The organism is Paractinoplanes polyasparticus (assembly GCF_019710575.1).
Taxonomy (GTDB): domain Bacteria; phylum Actinomycetota; class Actinomycetes; order Mycobacteriales; family Micromonosporaceae; genus Actinoplanes; species Actinoplanes polyasparticus.
Genome location: NZ_JAHWFK010000013.1, coordinates 131677 through 148028 on the forward strand (window position 1 = coordinate 131677; position 16352 = coordinate 148028).

Sequence of the window (16352 nt, forward strand, 5' to 3'; positions counted from 1 at the left end):
AGGGGCGAAGTGCCCGCCGAGCAGAGCGAGGCCATAAGCACAGCGAGGCCATAAGCACAGCGGGAGGCTCGGGACAGAGCCCCCCGCAGGGGAAGGGGACGGGCAGCCGTCGAGAGAACCGGTCGGCGCCCGGGACAAGGCGGCCGGACCGGCGGGCGACCCCTCGGCGCGCGACCGTCATCCGTTCTGCCATGAAGAACGACGCGGGTAACCACTGGTTACGGAATCAAACATGCGAACTGACGCATGTCTGCGGGACGAAAAAGGCCGCCGGTCGCTGACCGGCGGCCTTCCCGTGAAGATCAGGCGAGCTTGCGCGCCAGGTTCTCGTCGAGCGCGTTCATGAACTCGTCGGTCGACAGCCACGGGGCGTCGCGCGAGATGAGCAGCGCGAGGTCCTTGGTCATCTGACCGCCCTCGACCGTCTCGACGCAGACCTTCTCGAGCGTCTCGGCGAACTCGGTCACCGCGGGGGTGCTGTCGAGGATGCCGCGGTGCTTGAGGCCACCGGTCCAGGCGAAGATCGACGCGATCGGGTTGGTCGACGTCTTCTCGCCCTTCTGCCACTGGCGGTAGTGCCGGGTGACCGTGCCGTGCGCGGCCTCGGCCTCGACGGTCTTGCCGTCCGGGGTCATCAGCACCGAGGTCATCAGGCCGAGCGAGCCGAAGCCCTGGGCCACGGTGTCGGACTGCACGTCACCGTCGTAGTTCTTGCAGGCCCAGACGTAGCCGCCCTCCCACTTCATGGCGGCGGCGACCATGTCGTCGATCAGCCGGTGCTCGTAGGTGAGGCCGGCCGCCTTGAACTGATCGGCGAACTCGCTCTCGAAGACCTCGGCGAACAGGTCCTTGAAACGGCCGTCGTACGCCTTGAGGATCGTGTTCTTCGTCGACAGGTAGACCGGGTAGTTGCGGGCCAGGCCGTACCGGAACGAAGCGCGCGCGAAGTCGCGGATCGAGTCGTCGTAGTTGTACATGCCCATGCCGACGCCGCCGGCCGGGAAGTCGGCCACGTGGAACTCGATCGGCTCGGAGCCGTCCGCGGGCGTGAAGGTCATCGTGAACTTGCCGGCGCTGGGCGCGACGAAGTCGGTGGCCTTGTACTGGTCGCCGTGGGCGTGGCGGCCGATGATGATCGGCTTGGTCCAGCCCGGCACCAGCCGCGGCACGTTCTGCATGATGATCGGCTCGCGGAAGACGACGCCGCCGAGGATGTTACGGATGGTGCCGTTGGGCGACCGCCACATCTTCTTCAGGCCGAACTCTTCGACGCGGGCCTCGTCCGGCGTGATCGTCGCGCACTTCACGCCGACGCCGTGCTGCTTGATGGCGTTGGCCGCGTCGATCGTCACCTGGTCGTCGGTCTCGTCGCGGTACTGGATCGACAGGTCGTAGTACTCGAGCGGGACGTCCAGGTAGGGCAGGATCAGCTGCTCCCGGATCTGCTTCCAGATGATCCGGGTCATCTCGTCGCCGTCGAGCTCCACCACCGGGTTTGTGACCTTGATTTTCGCCATGCGGCCGGCGCTCCTCTCCCGAAAACCATGCTTAGCAGTACGAGCGTACTGCAGGACCGTTCGTGTTCGCCGGGCGACCCCGGGCCGGAGTTGGCCGTATCGCCAACACCAGTTTGGCCGCTTGTCGGCGCCGCGTGACGGAAACGCGGTGGCATCGAGAAATGTCACTATCTACGAAGATCAGCCGACGCCTGCTCCTCACCGGGGGCGCCACGGTGGCGACCGCGCCCATGCTGCTGCACCCCGAAGAGGGGTACGCCCAGACCACGCTTCCCCTCCCGGCCGACGTCTTCCGGTTGGGCGTGGCGTCGGGCGACCCGCTGCCCGACGCGGTGGTGCTGTGGACCCGGCTCGCCCCCGAACCGTTGACCGGTGGCGGCATGCCCGCGCGCAACGTGCCGGTGGAATGGGAGATCGCCGAGGACGAGCGGTTCACGCGACGCCGTCGTACGGGAGTCGCACCGGCCCGACCCGAACTAGCCCACTCGGTGCATGTCGACGTGCGCGGACTGCGCCCGGACACGGCCTACTTCTACCGCTTCCGTACCGGCGGTCAGATCTCTCCCGTCGGCCGCACCCGCACCGCACCCTCCCGGGCGGCCCGGCCGCGCGCGCTGCGCTTCGCGTTCGCCAGCTGCCAGGACTATCAGGCCGGCTTCTACACCGCCTACCAGCACCTGGCCGCCGAGGACCTCGCCTTCGTGGCGTTCCTCGGCGACTACATCTACGAGGGTCCGCGCAACGCGTCAGCGGCCCGGCAGCACGAGGGCACCGGCGAGCCGTACACGCTGGAGCAGTACCGCAACCGGCACGGGCAGTACAAGACCGACCCGGATCTTCAGGCCGCGCACGCCGCGTTCCCGTGGATCGTGACGTTCGACGACCACGAGGTCGACAACAACTGGGCCGACGAGACCCCTCAGGACCCCGCCCTGCAGACGCCCGAGGCCTTCCGGGCGCGGCGGATCGCGGCGTTTCAGGCCTACTACGAGCACATGCCGCTGCGACGGTCGTCGCTGCCCCGCCGGCTGGACCTCCAGCTCTACCGGCGGTTCCGGTACGGGTCGCTGGCCGGCGTGCACGTGCTCGACACCCGCCAGTACCGCAGCGACCAGCCGGCCACGTTGGCCGACGCTCAGCACCCGGCGCTGACCATGACCGGTCCCCAGCAGGAGAAATGGCTGGTCGACGGCCTGCAGCACTCCGGGACCCGCTGGAACGTGCTCGCCAACCAGGTGATGTGGGCCCAGAACGACCGCCAGGCCGGGCCGGGGCAGACGTTCGACTTCGACAACTGGGACGGCTATCGGGCCCAGCGCCGGCGGTTGCTCGAGTTCTTCGGCAGCGGCCGGGTCGACAACCCGGTGGTGCTCACCGGCGACCGGCACTGCACGTGGGTCAGCGACCTGCGCCCCGACTTCGACGACGTGTCGTCCCCGATCGTCGGCGCCGAGATCACCGGCACCTCGATCACCTCGGGCGGCAACGCGAACCCCGCGTCGTTCCACGCCACGTACGACCCGATCATGGCCGAGAGCCCGCACTGGCGCTACATCGACAACCAGCGTGGCTACGTGGTCTGCGACCTTTCCCGTACGGAGATGGTCAGCAGTCTGCGCCTGGTCGACACGGTCTGGGCGCCGACCGCCGCGGTGCGCACCGAGGCGCGTTTCACGGTCGAGGCGGGCCGCCCCGGCATCGCCGACGTGTTCGTCGCGCCTGCCCCGCCGCCCGCCGCCCGTCCGGCCGGGCCGACCTTCGACACGCAGGACGACCAGGGAGTTCTCCCGCCGCGCCGATAGTCTCCCCGGACAGGGGCTCATCGGCCCCTGTCCGGTCGGTCGCGGCGATGGCATCATGTGGAGCGGCCGGGGAGAACGACGAGGGGGCAAGTGACCGGATCGATGGGTGGTTCGCCCGGCAGCGCCCTGTCCCGGCCCGCACGGCTCGACGCCCTGCTGCGCACAAGGCTCGATGCCGTCGCCGACCCGGCGCTCGACCGATTCGCCGAGATGGTCCGCGTCGTGCTGCACGTGCCCGTGGCGCTCGTGACGCTGGTCGGCGCCGACCGGCAGTACTTCCCCGGCGCCTGCGGCCTCGGCGAGCCTTGGCTCGGGCGCCGCCAGACGCCGCTGTCACACTCCTTCTGCCAGCACGTCGTGACCACGGCCGAGCCGCTGATCGTCACCGACGCCCGCCTCGACCCCCGGGTGCGCGACAACCTGGCCATCGACGACCTCGGCGTCGTCGGCTACGCCGGGATGCCGCTGACCGACGCCGGCGGCGAGGTTCTCGGGTCGCTCTGCGCGATCGACCACGCCCCCCGGGACTGGACCGCCGCCGAGTTGAGCCTGCTGGCCGGGCTGGCCGCGAGCTGCTCGGACAGCCTGCGGTTGCGCATCTCCAGCTACCGGGCCGAGTTGGCCTCCGAGCACAGCCGCCTGCTGCTGAGCGCCAGCACGGCGCTGGCCGGCACCAGCACGGTCGACGAGGTGGTCGACACGGTTCGCGACCTGGTCACCGGCGCGCTCGACCCGGCGTACGTCGGGTTCTCGCTGCTGGACGACGCGGGGCAGCTGTCCCTGGCCTCCAGCCGCTTGCTGCCGAACGCCGTGGCCCACCGGTGGCAGCGCTACGCGCAGCTGCGCTCGACACCGTCCGCCCTGGCCGCCGGCACGGGCCTTCCGGTGTTGCTTCCCGACCGTACGGCGGTCGGCGAGCGCACCCCCGACGCAGCCGCCACCTTCGACGAGATGGGCTGGAACGCCGCGGCCAGCCTGCCCCTGCCCGGCCCTGACGGGCCGATCGGCGCGCTCACCTTCGTCTGGAAGCAACCGCACCTGGTCGACGAGGACGAACAGGCGACGCTGGCCACCCTCGCCGGTTACGTGGCGCAGACCCTCACCCGCGTCCAGCTGCTGGAGGATCGCCGCACCGCCGCCGCCACGATGCAGAAGGCGCTGCTCACCGCGCTGCCCCGGCACGAGAGTCTGCGGATGGCCGCGCGCTACCAGCCGGCGCACCACGAGGACCACGTCGGCGGCGACTGGTACGACGCGGTCAGCCTCGACGAGGGCCGGCTGGCCCTGGTGATCGGCGACGTCGCGGGGCACAGCATCGACGCCGCGGCGAAGATGAGCGAATACCGCAGCATGCTGCGAACCCTGCTCATCGACCGGCACGAGCCGCCCTCGGCGCTGCTGCGGCGGCTGGAGCACACGGGCCGCACCCTGGGGCTGGACGGCATAGCCACCGTGCTGCTGGCCTATCTGGACCCCACAGCCGCCGGTGAACACGTCCTCACCTGGTCCAATGCCGGCCACCCGCCGCCGTCGCTGCTCATCGGGGGCGAGGTGTCCCTGCTCGAAGGACGTGATCCGCTGCTGGGCGCCGGGCGCCGCGTCTCCCGCCGCAATCACACGCGTGTTCTGCCCGCCGGGGCCACGCTGGTGCTGCACACCGACGGACTGGTCGAGACCCGGACGGCCCCGATCGACGACGGGGTACGCCGGCTGCACCAGACTCTGCTCGCCCACGCCGGCCTCGAGCCGGGAGAGCTGGCCGACGCCATTCTCGCCGGCAGCCCCACCGCCACCGCCGGCGAGGACGACGTCGCGGTCCTGGTGGTGACCACACCGGGCTGACGCTCCGGCCACAATGGGCGCATGTCATTGACGTACCGGGTCGGGCCGCTCACGGTCATCGCCGTCGAAGACGCGGCCGGTCCCTTCTTCGAGCCCCGCTCGGCGGCGTTCCCGACGGCCACACCGCGCCAGTGGGCCGAGGCCGACGCGTTCGACCCGGACGCGCTCACCGGAGAGGGCGAGTGGCTGCTGAGGTTCCGCAGCTATTGCGTACGGATCGGGGACGGCCCGGCAATCCTGATCGACGCGGGCATCGGGCCGGCCGGCTCACTCGCCGCCGACTGGGCGCCCGTTCCCGGCCGCCTGCCCGAGGCGCTGGCCGAGGCGGGCGTCGCGCCCACCGACGTGTCGGCGATCGTGCTCACCCACCTGCACAACGACCACATGGGCTGGGCCGTCCCGCGCGACTCGCCGTTCACCGAGGCGCGGGTGGTGGTGCAGCAGTCCGATGTCGACGCCTACGCGGCCAGTCGTGAGTGGGCCGGGCAGTACGACCTGCTGATCGAGCCGCTGCGCGCGGCGGGCCGGCTCGAGGTGCTCGACGGCGACCGGGTGCTGGCACCGGGCGTGCGGGTGGTGCCGACCCCCGGCCACACCCCGGGCCACCAGTCGGTCTGGGTCGAGGCGGGCGACGAGAGCCTGCTGGTCACGGGCGACCTGCTGGTCCACGCGATCCAGGTGCTGCACCCCGACCTGGCCTACTCGAGCGACATGGACCCGGCCGGGGCGCGAGCAAGCCGGCTGCGCATGGTCGAGCAGGTGACGTCGCGCGGGGCGACCATGGCGGTGAGTCACCTGGGGATGCCGTTCGTGCCGCACTGAACGGACAGGTCTGTCTGTCTGCATTGCTCGTGAGCGCCGCCGCGCCGAAGGGCTGCGATGGCGCGTACAAAGAAAGACCGGGACCACAACGGCCCCGGCCTTTCTCACGAGCACACTCAGAGGTTGGCGACGTCCGCCTGCTTGGCCCGGACGGCCTCCGCCGCCTCCTTGAGGCCGGCCAGCTCGGTGTCGGTCAGCTTGTCCTCCACGACCTTCTTGATGCCCTCGGCGCCGATCTGGGCCTCGACGCCCAGGTAGACGCCGGAGATGCCGTACTCGCCGTCGACCCAGGCGCAGACCGGCAGGACCGCGCCGGAGTCCTCGACCACGGCCTTGGCCATGCGGGCGGCCGCGGCCGACGGGGCGTAGTAGGCCGAACCGGTCTTGAGCAGCGCGACCACCTCGGCGCCGCCGTTGCGGGTACGGACGACGAGCTCCTCGATCTTCTCGGCCGGCAGCAGGTCGGACAGCGGCTTGCCGTCGACGGTGCAGCGCGACGGGACCGGGACCATGGTGTCGCCGTGCGAGCCCAGCGTGAGCGCCTTGACGCTCTTCACCGGCACCGCGAGGGTCTCGGCGATCGAGTTGGTGAAGCGCGCCGTGTCGAGCACACCGGCCTGCCCGAACACCCGGTTCTTGGGGAACTGGGTGGCCAGCTGGGCCAGCGCGGTCATCTCGTCGACCGGGTTCGACACCACGATCACGACGGCGTTCGGCGCGTACTTGGCGATGTTCTCGGCGACCTGGCGCACGATCTTCGCGTTGACCTCGAGCAGGTCCATGCGGCTCATGCCGGGCTTGCGCGGCAGGCCGGCGGTCACGACGACCACGTCGGAGCCCTCGATGGCCTCGTAGCCCTCGCCGTTGGTGCCGGTGGTGACGCCGACGACCTTGGTCTCGAAGCCCTCGATCGGCCGGGACTGGTTCATGTCGAGCGCGAGACCAGCCGGCTTGCCGTCGATGATGTCGGTCAGCACGACGGTGTCGAAGATGTCGTACTCAGCCAGGCGCTGTGCGGTCGTCGAGCCGTAGAAACCGGCACCTACGACGGTTACCTTCTTGCCCATAGCTCTATCCACTCCCAGTCTCCGGGACGGTTTTTCCGGACGCTATCAGTCGGTTACCGGCGTATTACCGGCCGGTCGCCTCAACGCGAGTTAAGCCACTGTCGCACCGTACGCGGTCGCGAACCGCACGGCCTGGCCGATGTCGATGGTGGCGCCGCCGAGGTCGACGCCGCGCAGTTCCACCCCGTCGAGGTCGGCGCCGCGCAGGTCGGCGCCCTTGAGTGTCACGTCGGTCAGCCTGGCGTTCGACAGGTCGGCGTCGCGCAGGTCGGCCCGGCTGAGGTCGGCCCCCAGCAGGTCGGCCTCGCGCAGCCGCAGGCCGGCCAGCCGGGCCCCGGTCAGATTCTGCCCGCGCAGCGACACGAAACCCCAGTCGCCGCCCTCGACGGTGATCGGCCGCAGCCCGCAGTCGATGAACTGCGTGCCGGTCAGCTTGCAGTCGGTCAGCGTCGCGTCGAAGAACGAGCAGCGCTGCACGGTCGACTGCATGATGGCGACCCGTTCCAGCGTCGCCGCGTTGAACCGGACATTGCCGAATGTGCAGTTGGTGAAGACGCAGCCGGTCAGCCGCGCCTCCGACCAGTCGACGTCGTGGAACGCGCAGTCCTCGTAGCGGACGCCGGTGACCTCCTCCAGCGCCCAGTCCCGGCCGCTGAAGGTCTCGTCCTGGACGAGATCGGTCATCAGCCGTGGTAGAAGTGCCGGGTGCCGGTCAGATAGACGGTCATGCCGGCCTTGGCCGCCGCCTCGATCACCTTTTCGTCGCGGATCGAGCCGCCCGGCTGCACGACCGCCTTCACCCCGGCCGCGATCAGCACCTCGAGCCCGTCCGGGAACGGGAAGAAGGCGTCGGAGGCGGCCACGCTGCCCTTGGCCCGGTCGGCGCCCGCCCGGTTGACCGCGAGGTGGGCCGAGTCGACCCGGTTGACCTGACCCATGCCGACGCCGACGGTCGCGCCGCCCGAGGCCAGCAGGATCGCGTTGCTCTTGACGCTGCGGATCGCGCGCCAGGCGAAGGCCAGGTCGGCCAGCTCGTCGGCGGTGGCGGGCTCACCGGTGGCAAGCGTCCAGTGGGCCGGGTCGTCGCCGGGGGCGTCGATGCGGTCGGCCATCTGCACCAGCACGCCGCCGCCGATCTGCTTGATCTCGGCCGGCGCCGGGTTCCAGGCCGGGGCGGCCAGCACACGCAGCTTCTTCTTCTGCCGGAAGATCTCGAGCGCGCCCGCCTCGTACGACGGGGCGACGATGACCTCGGTGAAGATGCCGTCGAGCTGCCGGGCCATCGCCTCGGTGACCTCACGGTTGACCGCGATGACGCCGCCGAACGCCGAGACCGGGTCGCAGTCGTTGGCCTTGCGGTGGGCCTCGGCGACGTCGGCCCCGACCGCGATGCCGCACGGGTTGGCGTGCTTGATGATCGCCACGCAGGGCTGGTCGAAGTCGTTGGCGCTGCGCCAGGCGGCGTCGGCGTCGACGTAGTTGTTGAACGACAGCTCGCCGCCGTGCACGAGCTCAGCCTGGGCCAGCCCGACCGGCGCGTTCGGGTCGAGGTAGAGCGCGGCCTGCTGGTGCGGGTTCTCGCCGTAGCGCAACGTGTTTTTCTTCGTCAGCGCGATGCCGGCGAACGTCGGCCAGTCCGCCTCCGCGGCCAGCGTCGTCGCCGTCCAGTTGGCCACGGCCACGTCGTACTCGGCGATGTCGGCGAAGGCCCGGGCCGCGAGCGCCTTGCGCTGGGTGAGCGTGAAGCCGCCGTTCCGCACGGCGTCGAGAATCAGCCCGTACGCCTCGACGGCCGTGACCACGGCGACGGACGGGTGGTTCTTGGCGGCCGAGCGCACCATGGCCGGGCCGCCGATGTCGATCTGCTCGACGCACTCGTCGACGCTCGCGCCCGACGCCACCGTCTGCGTGAACGGGTAGAGGTTGCTGACCAGCAGGTCGAACGGCGCGACTTCGAGCTCGGCCAGCTGGGCGGCGTGACTCTCGAGGCGCAGGTCGGCCAGCAGGCCGGCGTGCACGCGCGGGTGCAGCGTCTTGACCCGGCCGTCGAGGGACTCGGGGAAGCCGGTGAGCTGCTCGACCCGGGTGACCGGGACGCCCGCGGCCTCGACCGTCGAGGCCGTCGAGCCGGTGGAGACGATCTCGACGCCGGCCGCGGCGAGCGCCTGGGCCAGCTCGACGAGGCCGGTCTTGTCGTACACGCTCAGCAGCGCCCGCTTGATCGGGCGGCGGCCTTCGTCGGCGGCGCTCATGGAATGCGTACCTTCCTGTTCTCGATGGTCCAGCCCTCGCGCACCAGGCGGCCGACGAAGTCGACCAGCTGGGCCCGCTCGGCCACCTTGATCCGCTCGGTCAGCGCCTCTTCCGTGTCGTCGTCGAGCACGGGCACAGCGACCTGGGCGATGATCGGTCCGGTGTCGACGCCGGCGTCGACGAAGAAGAGGGTCGCCCCGGCGATCTTGACGCCGTAGGCGAGCGCGTCACGCGGGCCGTGGATGCCGGGGAAAGCCGGCAGCAGCGCGTTGTGGGTGTTGATGTAGCGGTCGCCGAACGCGGCCAGGAACTGCGGCCCGACGAGCTTGAGGAAGCCGGCCGAGACGACCAGGTCGGGCTTGAACTCGGCGACGTGGGCGGCGAGGGCGGCGTCCCAGTCGTCCCGGGTCTCGTACGCCTTGACCGAGTCGACAAAAGTGGGCACGCCGGCGGCGGCGGCCCGGTCGAGACCGGCGATGCCGGCACGGTCGGCGCCCACGGCCACGACCTGCGCGCCGTAGGCGGGATCGGCGGACGCGTCGAGCAGGGCCTGCAGGTTGCTGCCCGAACCGGAGACGAGGACGACCAGGCGGGCGGGCGCGGGGTCGGTCACTTGAGCACCCTATCTCCGCAGGGCAGGGCGGCCGACAACGGGTCAGCCGACAGGCACGCGAAACAGCTGATCATCGGATACGCTGCCGGTCCTCAGACATTCGAATCACTCACTTTGGTCAACGCCATAGGCAAACTGGAGGACAGCCCGTGACTACCCCACCCCCTTACTACGGTCCGCCCGGCGGCGAGCCGGGTGGCGTGCCGGCCGCCCCGCAGAACACCCAGGGTCTCGTCGGCATGATCCTCGGCATCGTGTCGATCCCGCTGGTCTGCTGCTTCTACCTCGGCATCCCGCTCGGTATCGCGGCCGCGATCGTCAGCTACCTGGGTCTGCAGAAGGCGAACGCGGGCCGGGCCACCAACCGCAGCCAGGCGATGGCCGGTCTGATCACCGGCGCCGTCGGCGCCGTGCTGGGCATCGCGCTGCTGATCTGGGCGCTCACCGCCGGTCAGAACATCAACTGGGAAGACATCACCAACAACTCGGGTAACTGAGCTGTCAGAAGGGGGACGCCCAGGCGGGCGTCCCCCTTCTTCATGTCTTCCGCCGGGCCTCTGCGCGCTCAAGCCTTCGGCGTACGGAACATCCGCGCGGCCGCCGCGCCCAGGGCCGCCGAAACTCCGAGCACGACCGTGGCCAACAGGCCGACCTGCCACGGGTCGGGACCGATCGTCGCCATCCGGTCGTCACCGAGCGGCCCGCCGGAGAACTCCGCGGCCAGGCCCAGCAGAATTCCGGCCACCGGGCCCGCGATCAGGCCGCTGCCGAGCACGAACGGCCAGGCGACCTCCCGCGGCTTGGTCTCTTTCTCGCCGGTTTCTTTACCCTCGCGGGTGAGACGCAGGGTCAGCAGCCAGCCGGCGGCCAGGCCGGCCAGCACGGGCAGGGCCAGCAGCAGGGTGCCGGCCGCGCCCATCGGCCCGTTGGGCAGCCCGGCCAGCAGCGGCAGGGTCGGCAGCGGGCCGACGGTCACCTCGGTCAGCCGCACGATCGACCCGGTGCCCAGCGCGAACCCGGGACCGAGCAGATAGGCCGCCGCCCAGACCGAGCCGTTCACCCCGTAGGCCAGGCTGACCAGCGTGATACCGGCCTGACCGGCCACCCCGGTGCGATAGGCGGAGATCATGTCCGCCGCCTGACCGCCGCCCAGCGCGATCGAGAGGCCGGTGACCGCCGCCCCGGCCGCGAGCACGAACAGGGCTGCGATGACCCCGGTGCGTACGCCGTGCCGCAGCGGCCCGGGCAACCGGCCGGCCCAGACGCTGAGCGCGTCGGTGCCGCGCAGCGACCCGGCCAGAGAACCGGCCAGGCCGATGAGGAAGAAGTTGAGCGCGGCCCGGCCCGCGGTGACCTCGGTGCCCTTGCCGTCGACGACGAGCGCCAGGATCGAGCCCAGCAGCGAGTAGGTCAGGGCGATGGCGAAGGCCACCGACAGCGCGCGGGACGTCGAGCCCGTGCGGCGGGCGCCGACAGCCCGGGTGACGTGCAGTCCGGCCCGGTTGAGCCGCCACACGATCAGCATGCTGAGCAGCAGCGGGGCCAGCCCGAGGGCGCCGATCGACGTGCCGATGGACACGCCGTGGCCGAGCATCCAGCCGGCCAGCCCGGCGTGGGCGGCGCCGGCCAGACCGCCGCTGCCCTCGAGGGTGCGGGCGAGACCGACGACGGCGGCGACCGGGACGTACGACAGCAGCGCGGCCCACAACGTGGCGAAGGCCGCCGCCACCGGCAGCGGAGCCCGGCTCTGCGGGCGCTGCGGCGGGCGGCGCTGGGTGGGCAGCCGGACGGTTTCGCGGTTGCCGAGCACCTTGTCGTCGACCAGCACCGTGCGCTGTTCCCGGGCCACGTCCACGGTTTCCCGGGACACCGGCCCGGTTTCCTGGGCCACGGCCTCGGCCGGGCGCCCGACGGCGATCGACTCGGTGTCGTGGGCGACCTGCGTCGCCTCGGCGACCGCGAAGGGGTCGTCCGAGTCGTCGGGACGCTCGGGTGTGCTGGGCATCGGCGACTACTTTTCCACGCCGGAGCCGAGTGAGCGATGCAAAAACGGCGGCGCGCCGCCGTTCGGGTCGCGGGGACCCGGACGACGGCGCGCCGATCGCTGGTGCGTGATCAGCTCATGACCTCACGCATGAGACGGGCGGTCTCGCTCGGCGTCTTGCCGACCTTGACTCCCGCGGCCTCGAGCGCTTCCTTCTTGGCGTCCGCGGTGCCCGCGGAACCCGAGATGATCGCGCCGGCGTGGCCCATGGTCTTGCCGGGCGGGGCGGTGAAGCCGGCGATGTAGCCGACCACCGGCTTGGTGACGTTCGCCTTGATGAACTCGGCCGCCCGCTCCTCGGCGTCGCCGCCGATCTCACCGATCATGACGATCGCGTCGGTGTCGGGGTCGTCCTGGAACGCCTTCAGCGCGTCGATGTGCGTGGTGCCGATGATCGGGTCGCCGCCGATGCCGACCGCGGTCGAGAAACCGAAGTCGCGCAGCTCGTACATCAGCTGGTAGGTCAGCGTGCCGCTCTTGCTGACGAGGCCGATGCGGCCGCCCGGGGTGATGTCGGCCGGGATGATGCCGGCGTTGCTGGCCCCCGGCGACGCGATGCCCGGGCAGTTCGGGCCGATGATCCGGGTCTTCTGACCGCGGTCGGAGTTGTAGGCCCAGAAGTGGGCCGAGTCCTGCACCGGCACGCCCTCGGTGATGACCACGGCCAGCGGGATCTCGGCGTCGATGGCCTCGATCACGGCGGCCTTGGTGAACGCCGGCGGCACGAAGATGACCGACACGTCGGCGCCGGTCTCCTTGATGGCCTCGCCGACACTCGCGAAGACCGGGAGCTCGGTGCCGTCGAAGTCGACGGTCGTGCCGGCCTTGCGCGGGTTCACACCGCCGACCACGTTGGTGCCCGCGGCCAGCATGCGCCGGGTGTGCTTGGAGCCTTCGGACCCGGTCATGCCCTGGACGATGACCTTGGAGTCCTTGGTGAGCCAGATAGCCATGTCGTCACTTCCCCGCAGCCGCGAGCTCGGCGGCCCGCGCGGCCGCTCCATCCATCGTGTCTACTCGCTCGACCAGCGGGTTGTTCGCGCCGTCGAGGATGGCCCGGCCGGCCTCGGCGTTGTTGCCGTCGAGGCGCACCACGAGCGGCTTGGTCACTGTCTCGCCGCGCTCACCGAGCAGGGCGAGGGCCTGGATGATGCCGTTGGCGACCTCGTCGCAGGCGGTGATGCCGCCGAAGACGTTGACGAACACGGACTTCACGGCGGGGTCGCCCAGCACGATCTCGAGGCCGTTCGCCATCACCTGGGCGCTGGCGCCACCGCCGATGTCGAGGAAGTTGGCCGGCTTGACGTTGCCGTGCTGCTCACCCGCGTAGGCCACCACGTCGAGAGTGGACATGACCAGGCCGGCGCCGTTGCCGATGATGCCGACCTCGCCGTCCAGCTTGACGTAGTTGAGGTTCTTGGCCTTGGCCGCCTGCTCCAGCGGGTCGACCGCGGACTGGTCGATCAGCGCCTCGTGGTCGGGGTGCCGGAACGCCGCGTTCTCGTCCAGCGTGATCTTGGCGTCGAGCAGGAGCACCCGGCCGTCGCCCACCTTGGCCAGCGGGTTGACCTCGACCAGGGTGGCGTCCTCGGCGACGAACGCCTGCCACAGCTTGACCGCGATGTCGACGACCTGGTCGGCCACCTCGGCCGGGAACTGCGCCTGGGTGACGATCTCGCGCGCCTTGGCCTCGTCGACGCCCTTGACGGCGTCGATGGCGACCTTGGCCACGCGGTCCGGGTCTTCCTCGGCGACCGTCTCGATCTCCATGCCGCCGGCGACGCTGGCGATGCACAGGAACGTGCGGTTGGCCCGGTCGAGCAGGTAGGAGAAGTAGTACTCCTCCTTGATGTCGGCCGTCTCGGCCAGCATCACCTTGTGGACCGTGTGGCCCTTGATGTCCATGCCCAGGATGTCGGTCGCGCGGGCCTGCGCCTCGTCCGCGCCGTCGGCCAGCTTGACGCCGCCCGCCTTGCCCCGGCCACCGACCTTGACCTGCGCCTTGACGACGACCTTGCCGCCGAGCCGCTCGGCGATCGCCCGGGCTTCCTGCGGGGTCTCGGCGACGCCACCGCCCAGCACGGGCAGCCCGTGCCGTTCGAAGAGGTCGCGCCCCTGATATTCGAACAGGTCCACGTGTCTCCTTTCGCTCGCGACGCCATGCGCCGGCAAGCCGCACCGCCCGCGTCCCGACCTGTTTGCGCGGCGGCCTTGGCGGCGTCGCCGGCGTGAAGAATGTCCGGCCCTACGGGCCATCATTCGCAGACTAGCGACCGGGACCACTGCTCCGGAGCCGCGGGTGCACGGTGTGCAAGACCGCACACCCGGGGTACGAGTGACGGCCGCGCCGCGCGAGGCCGGAGTGACCCGGAAACTCCCGGGGTTCTTCGCGTAACCCTCCCTCGGAGGCTTCGTTGAGTGTGGTGTCGGAACGCTGAGGCGAACCGGCGCGAAGGCGGCCGATGCCCTGTCGGTCGAGGGGTGGCGGCGGGGCATCGTGCATGGAGGGGCCGGACGTGTGAGGGGTGCGTCCGGCCTCTCCCCTTGCGTTTGATTCGCGTTGCCTGCGATTGGCGCGTAACGGCCGATCAGCCCACCGGCTTCGCGCCTCGTGACCGATCAGCCCACCGGCTTCGCGCGTCGCGGCAGGTCAGCCCACCGGCGAAGAGACATTGGCGCGTACCCATTCAATGATGGACGCGGTAGTGGCGCCCGGAGTGAAAATGCGGGCCACCCCGAGCTTTTCCAATTCCGCGATGTCGTCGGCCGGGATGATGCCCCCGCCGAATACGACGATGTCACTCGCGTCACGTTCCGCGAGCAGCTCGATGACGCGCCGGAACAATGTCATGTGCGCCCCGGACAGAACGGACAAACCGATCGCGTTCGCGTCCTCCTGGACGGCGGTCTCGACAATCTGTTCCGGCGTCTGGTGCAGGCCTGTGTAGACAACTTCCATGCCGGCGTCGCGCAGCGCCCGGGCCACCACCTTGGCCCCGCGGTCATGCCCGTCCAGCCCCGGCTTCGCGACGACCACTCTGATCCGTGCTTGCATCCTGACCCTCCGAGCCACTGACCGCGTTGTCACCTGAACGAACGGTAACCTGCCGGGCCGCCGCGAGACAGTCGCCGCCCCGAACCGGAGATCACCTGCGGTGACCGAAAATGTATTCTGCGTCACCTCACTATCTGTTTTTGATGCCATTACTCCGCGTGCGCGAACACTTCTTCGTGAAAGGCCGCCAATTCGGACATTCGCTGTGCAATACGGACCAGGAACTGTCAGCGATTTGGCGCTGCGACTTGTGACCCGGCAGACGTTTGGCTACCGTGGCTCCCGGCTGTCAACCAGTTAACGCTGATCTGACAGCGCGGATGCCTCTCGAATCACCGGAAGTTCGGCCTCGGGAACCTGCACTTTTGCCACCGACGGAGGGTTGTTCGTGCGCCAGCGCTTGTCGTCTGAGCCCGATCGTTATCGCGGTCGTCGCCGCGTACCCACCCCTCCGCGCTCCCGCTACGCCGTCGCCGTCACCGCCGCTTTCGCCGGGGCCGGTGTTGTCGCCCTGGGCGCCTCGAACATGCCCGACGCCAAGACCGTCGACCCGCAGGCCCTCAAGGGTCTCGGAGGCAGTCAAGTAGCGGCCGAGGCACTGGCCGAGCGTGACGCCGGCACCGACGCCGCTTCCCGTGGCGAGAGCCGCGACTCGGCGGCCACCACCAAGCTGAGCGCCGAGGAGGCCGCGGCCGACGTCTGGCTGCTTCCCCTCGAGGAATACACCTTCACCTCCGGCTACGGCATGCGGTGGGAGAAGCTGCACGCCGGCATCGACCTGGCGGCGCCCGAGGGCCTGCCCTACAAGGCGATCCACGCCGGCAAGGTCACCCAGGCGGGCTACTTCGGCGCGTACGGCTACGCGGTCACGATCGAGGACGACGAGGGCAACGAGGTCATCTACGCCCACTCGCGCCGCGTGCTCGTCGAGAAGGGCCAGGTCGTCAAGGCCGGGCAGGTCATCGGCCAGGTCGGCAACACGGGCGCTTCGTACGGCACCCACCTGCACCTCGAGATCCACGTCGACGGCGCCCCCACCGACCCGATCCCGTTCCTGCGCCAGCGCGGCGTCGACATCAAGCTCCAGGTCGAGTCGGTCTTCGCCGCCGGTGTGGCCGGCGTTTCCTGATCTCCCCCTGCAGCGCTCGCTGAGGGTTTTCTACCCCTCGGTCCGCGCCTGAACCACCCCGATCGAGTGGTCCGGCCGACCGGCGCTCGCTGACTCGGGTCCATGCGGCGGATGACTCCGTCCGGCGCTGGGTCCCCGCAGCCACCCTCGGACGACGACCGTTGGGCGGGGCTTACGCAGACAACGCCCACCGCGCGGACGAGACGGC

General features: G+C 70.4%; 14 protein-coding genes. 5 read left to right on the plus strand and 9 right to left on the minus strand.

Going from position 1 to position 16352, the window contains the following annotated elements; translation table 11 throughout:
- Positions 1-302: 302 nt before the first annotated feature.
- Positions 303-1517 (minus strand): NADP-dependent isocitrate dehydrogenase, encoded by a 1215-nt coding sequence (locus tag KXC43_RS15515; protein WP_221376762.1) that lies wholly within the window; start codon positions 1515-1517, stop codon positions 303-305.
- Positions 1518-1678: 161 nt separating this feature from the next.
- Here KXC43_RS15515 and KXC43_RS15520 point away from each other — a divergent pair, with 161 nt between their 5' ends.
- The 3 genes from KXC43_RS15520 to KXC43_RS15530 all read left to right on the plus strand — a co-directional run bounded on the left by KXC43_RS15520 (position 1679) and on the right by KXC43_RS15530 (position 5983).
- Complete coding sequence (locus KXC43_RS15520) at positions 1679-3319, plus strand: alkaline phosphatase D family protein (protein ID WP_221376763.1); 1641 nt, start codon at positions 1679-1681, stop codon at positions 3317-3319.
- A gap of 90 nt (positions 3320-3409) precedes the next feature.
- Entirely contained in the window at positions 3410-5161 is a 1752-nt protein-coding gene (locus KXC43_RS15525) for a GAF domain-containing SpoIIE family protein phosphatase (protein WP_308129094.1), read from the plus strand.
- 21 nt (positions 5162-5182) lie between these two features.
- A complete protein-coding gene (locus KXC43_RS15530) occupies positions 5183-5983 on the plus strand; it encodes an MBL fold metallo-hydrolase (protein WP_221376764.1) in 801 nt (266 codons plus the stop codon).
- A 116-nt stretch (positions 5984-6099) separates the two neighbouring features.
- Here the strand turns inward: KXC43_RS15530 and mdh are convergent, their stop codons facing one another.
- The 4 genes from mdh to purN form a co-directional block, all read right to left on the minus strand.
- Complete coding sequence (gene mdh, locus KXC43_RS15535) at positions 6100-7050, minus strand: malate dehydrogenase (RefSeq protein WP_221376765.1); 951 nt, start codon at positions 7048-7050, stop codon at positions 6100-6102.
- A 90-nt stretch (positions 7051-7140) separates the two neighbouring features.
- The gene (locus KXC43_RS15540; RefSeq protein WP_221376766.1) at positions 7141-7734 is read right to left on the minus strand and encodes a pentapeptide repeat-containing protein; all 594 of its coding nucleotides are present in this window, start codon (positions 7732-7734) and stop codon (positions 7141-7143) included.
- Positions 7734-9302 (minus strand): bifunctional phosphoribosylaminoimidazolecarboxamide formyltransferase/IMP cyclohydrolase, encoded by a 1569-nt coding sequence (purH, locus tag KXC43_RS15545; RefSeq protein ID WP_221376767.1) that lies wholly within the window; start codon positions 9300-9302, stop codon positions 7734-7736. The genes KXC43_RS15540 and purH overlap by 1 nt, the downstream gene beginning before the upstream one ends.
- Complete coding sequence (gene purN, locus KXC43_RS15550) at positions 9299-9916, minus strand: phosphoribosylglycinamide formyltransferase (RefSeq protein ID WP_221376768.1); 618 nt, start codon at positions 9914-9916, stop codon at positions 9299-9301. The genes purH and purN overlap by 4 nt, the downstream gene beginning before the upstream one ends.
- Positions 9917-10065: 149 nt before the next feature.
- Between purN and KXC43_RS15555 the strand changes: the two genes are divergently transcribed.
- Positions 10066-10413, plus strand: coding sequence for a DUF4190 domain-containing protein (locus tag KXC43_RS15555; RefSeq protein WP_221376769.1), 348 nt, complete (start codon positions 10066-10068; stop codon positions 10411-10413).
- 68 nt (positions 10414-10481) lie between these two features.
- Here KXC43_RS15555 and KXC43_RS15560 read toward each other — a convergent pair whose 3' ends face one another.
- From KXC43_RS15560 to icmB, 4 genes are all read right to left on the minus strand, one after another.
- Positions 10482-11921: a cell division protein PerM gene (locus tag KXC43_RS15560; protein WP_221376770.1), complete on the minus strand. Its 1440-nt coding sequence runs from the start codon at positions 11919-11921 to the stop codon at positions 10482-10484.
- 110 nt (positions 11922-12031) lie between these two features.
- Positions 12032-12913 (minus strand): succinate--CoA ligase subunit alpha, encoded by an 882-nt coding sequence (gene sucD / locus KXC43_RS15565; RefSeq protein ID WP_221376771.1) that lies wholly within the window; start codon positions 12911-12913, stop codon positions 12032-12034.
- A gap of 4 nt (positions 12914-12917) precedes the next feature.
- Positions 12918-14096, minus strand: coding sequence for an ADP-forming succinate--CoA ligase subunit beta (sucC, locus tag KXC43_RS15570; RefSeq protein ID WP_221376772.1), 1179 nt, complete (start codon positions 14094-14096; stop codon positions 12918-12920).
- 514 nt (positions 14097-14610) lie between these two features.
- On the minus strand, positions 14611-15015 hold the full coding sequence (icmB, locus tag KXC43_RS15575) for a coenzyme B12-dependent isobutyryl CoA mutase small subunit (RefSeq protein ID WP_221376773.1): 405 nt from the start codon (positions 15013-15015) through the stop codon (positions 14611-14613).
- 388 nt (positions 15016-15403) lie between these two features.
- Here icmB and KXC43_RS15580 point away from each other — a divergent pair, with 388 nt between their 5' ends.
- Entirely contained in the window at positions 15404-16144 is a 741-nt protein-coding gene (locus tag KXC43_RS15580; protein ID WP_221376774.1) for a M23 family metallopeptidase, read from the plus strand.
- The last annotated feature ends 208 nt before the right edge of the window (positions 16145-16352 follow it).

Coding starts and splice junctions, on each gene's coding strand:
- KXC43_RS15520 (WP_221376763.1), top strand. CDS start 1,679: ATGTCACTATCTACGAAGATCAGCCGACGCCTGCTCCTCACCGGGGGC.
- purH (WP_221376767.1), bottom strand. CDS start 9,302: ATGAGCGCCGCCGACGAAGGCCGCCGCCCGATCAAGCGGGCGCTGCTG.
- KXC43_RS15530 (WP_221376764.1), top strand. CDS start 5,183: ATGTCATTGACGTACCGGGTCGGGCCGCTCACGGTCATCGCCGTCGAA.
- sucD (WP_221376771.1), bottom strand. CDS start 12,913: ATGGCTATCTGGCTCACCAAGGACTCCAAGGTCATCGTCCAGGGCATG.
- icmB (WP_221376773.1), bottom strand. CDS start 15,015: ATGCAAGCACGGATCAGAGTGGTCGTCGCGAAGCCGGGGCTGGACGGG.
- KXC43_RS15560 (WP_221376770.1), bottom strand. CDS start 11,921: ATGCCCAGCACACCCGAGCGTCCCGACGACTCGGACGACCCCTTCGCG.
- mdh (WP_221376765.1), bottom strand. CDS start 7,050: ATGGGCAAGAAGGTAACCGTCGTAGGTGCCGGTTTCTACGGCTCGACG.
- KXC43_RS15515 (WP_221376762.1), bottom strand. CDS start 1,517: ATGGCGAAAATCAAGGTCACAAACCCGGTGGTGGAGCTCGACGGCGAC.
- KXC43_RS15540 (WP_221376766.1), bottom strand. CDS start 7,734: ATGACCGATCTCGTCCAGGACGAGACCTTCAGCGGCCGGGACTGGGCG.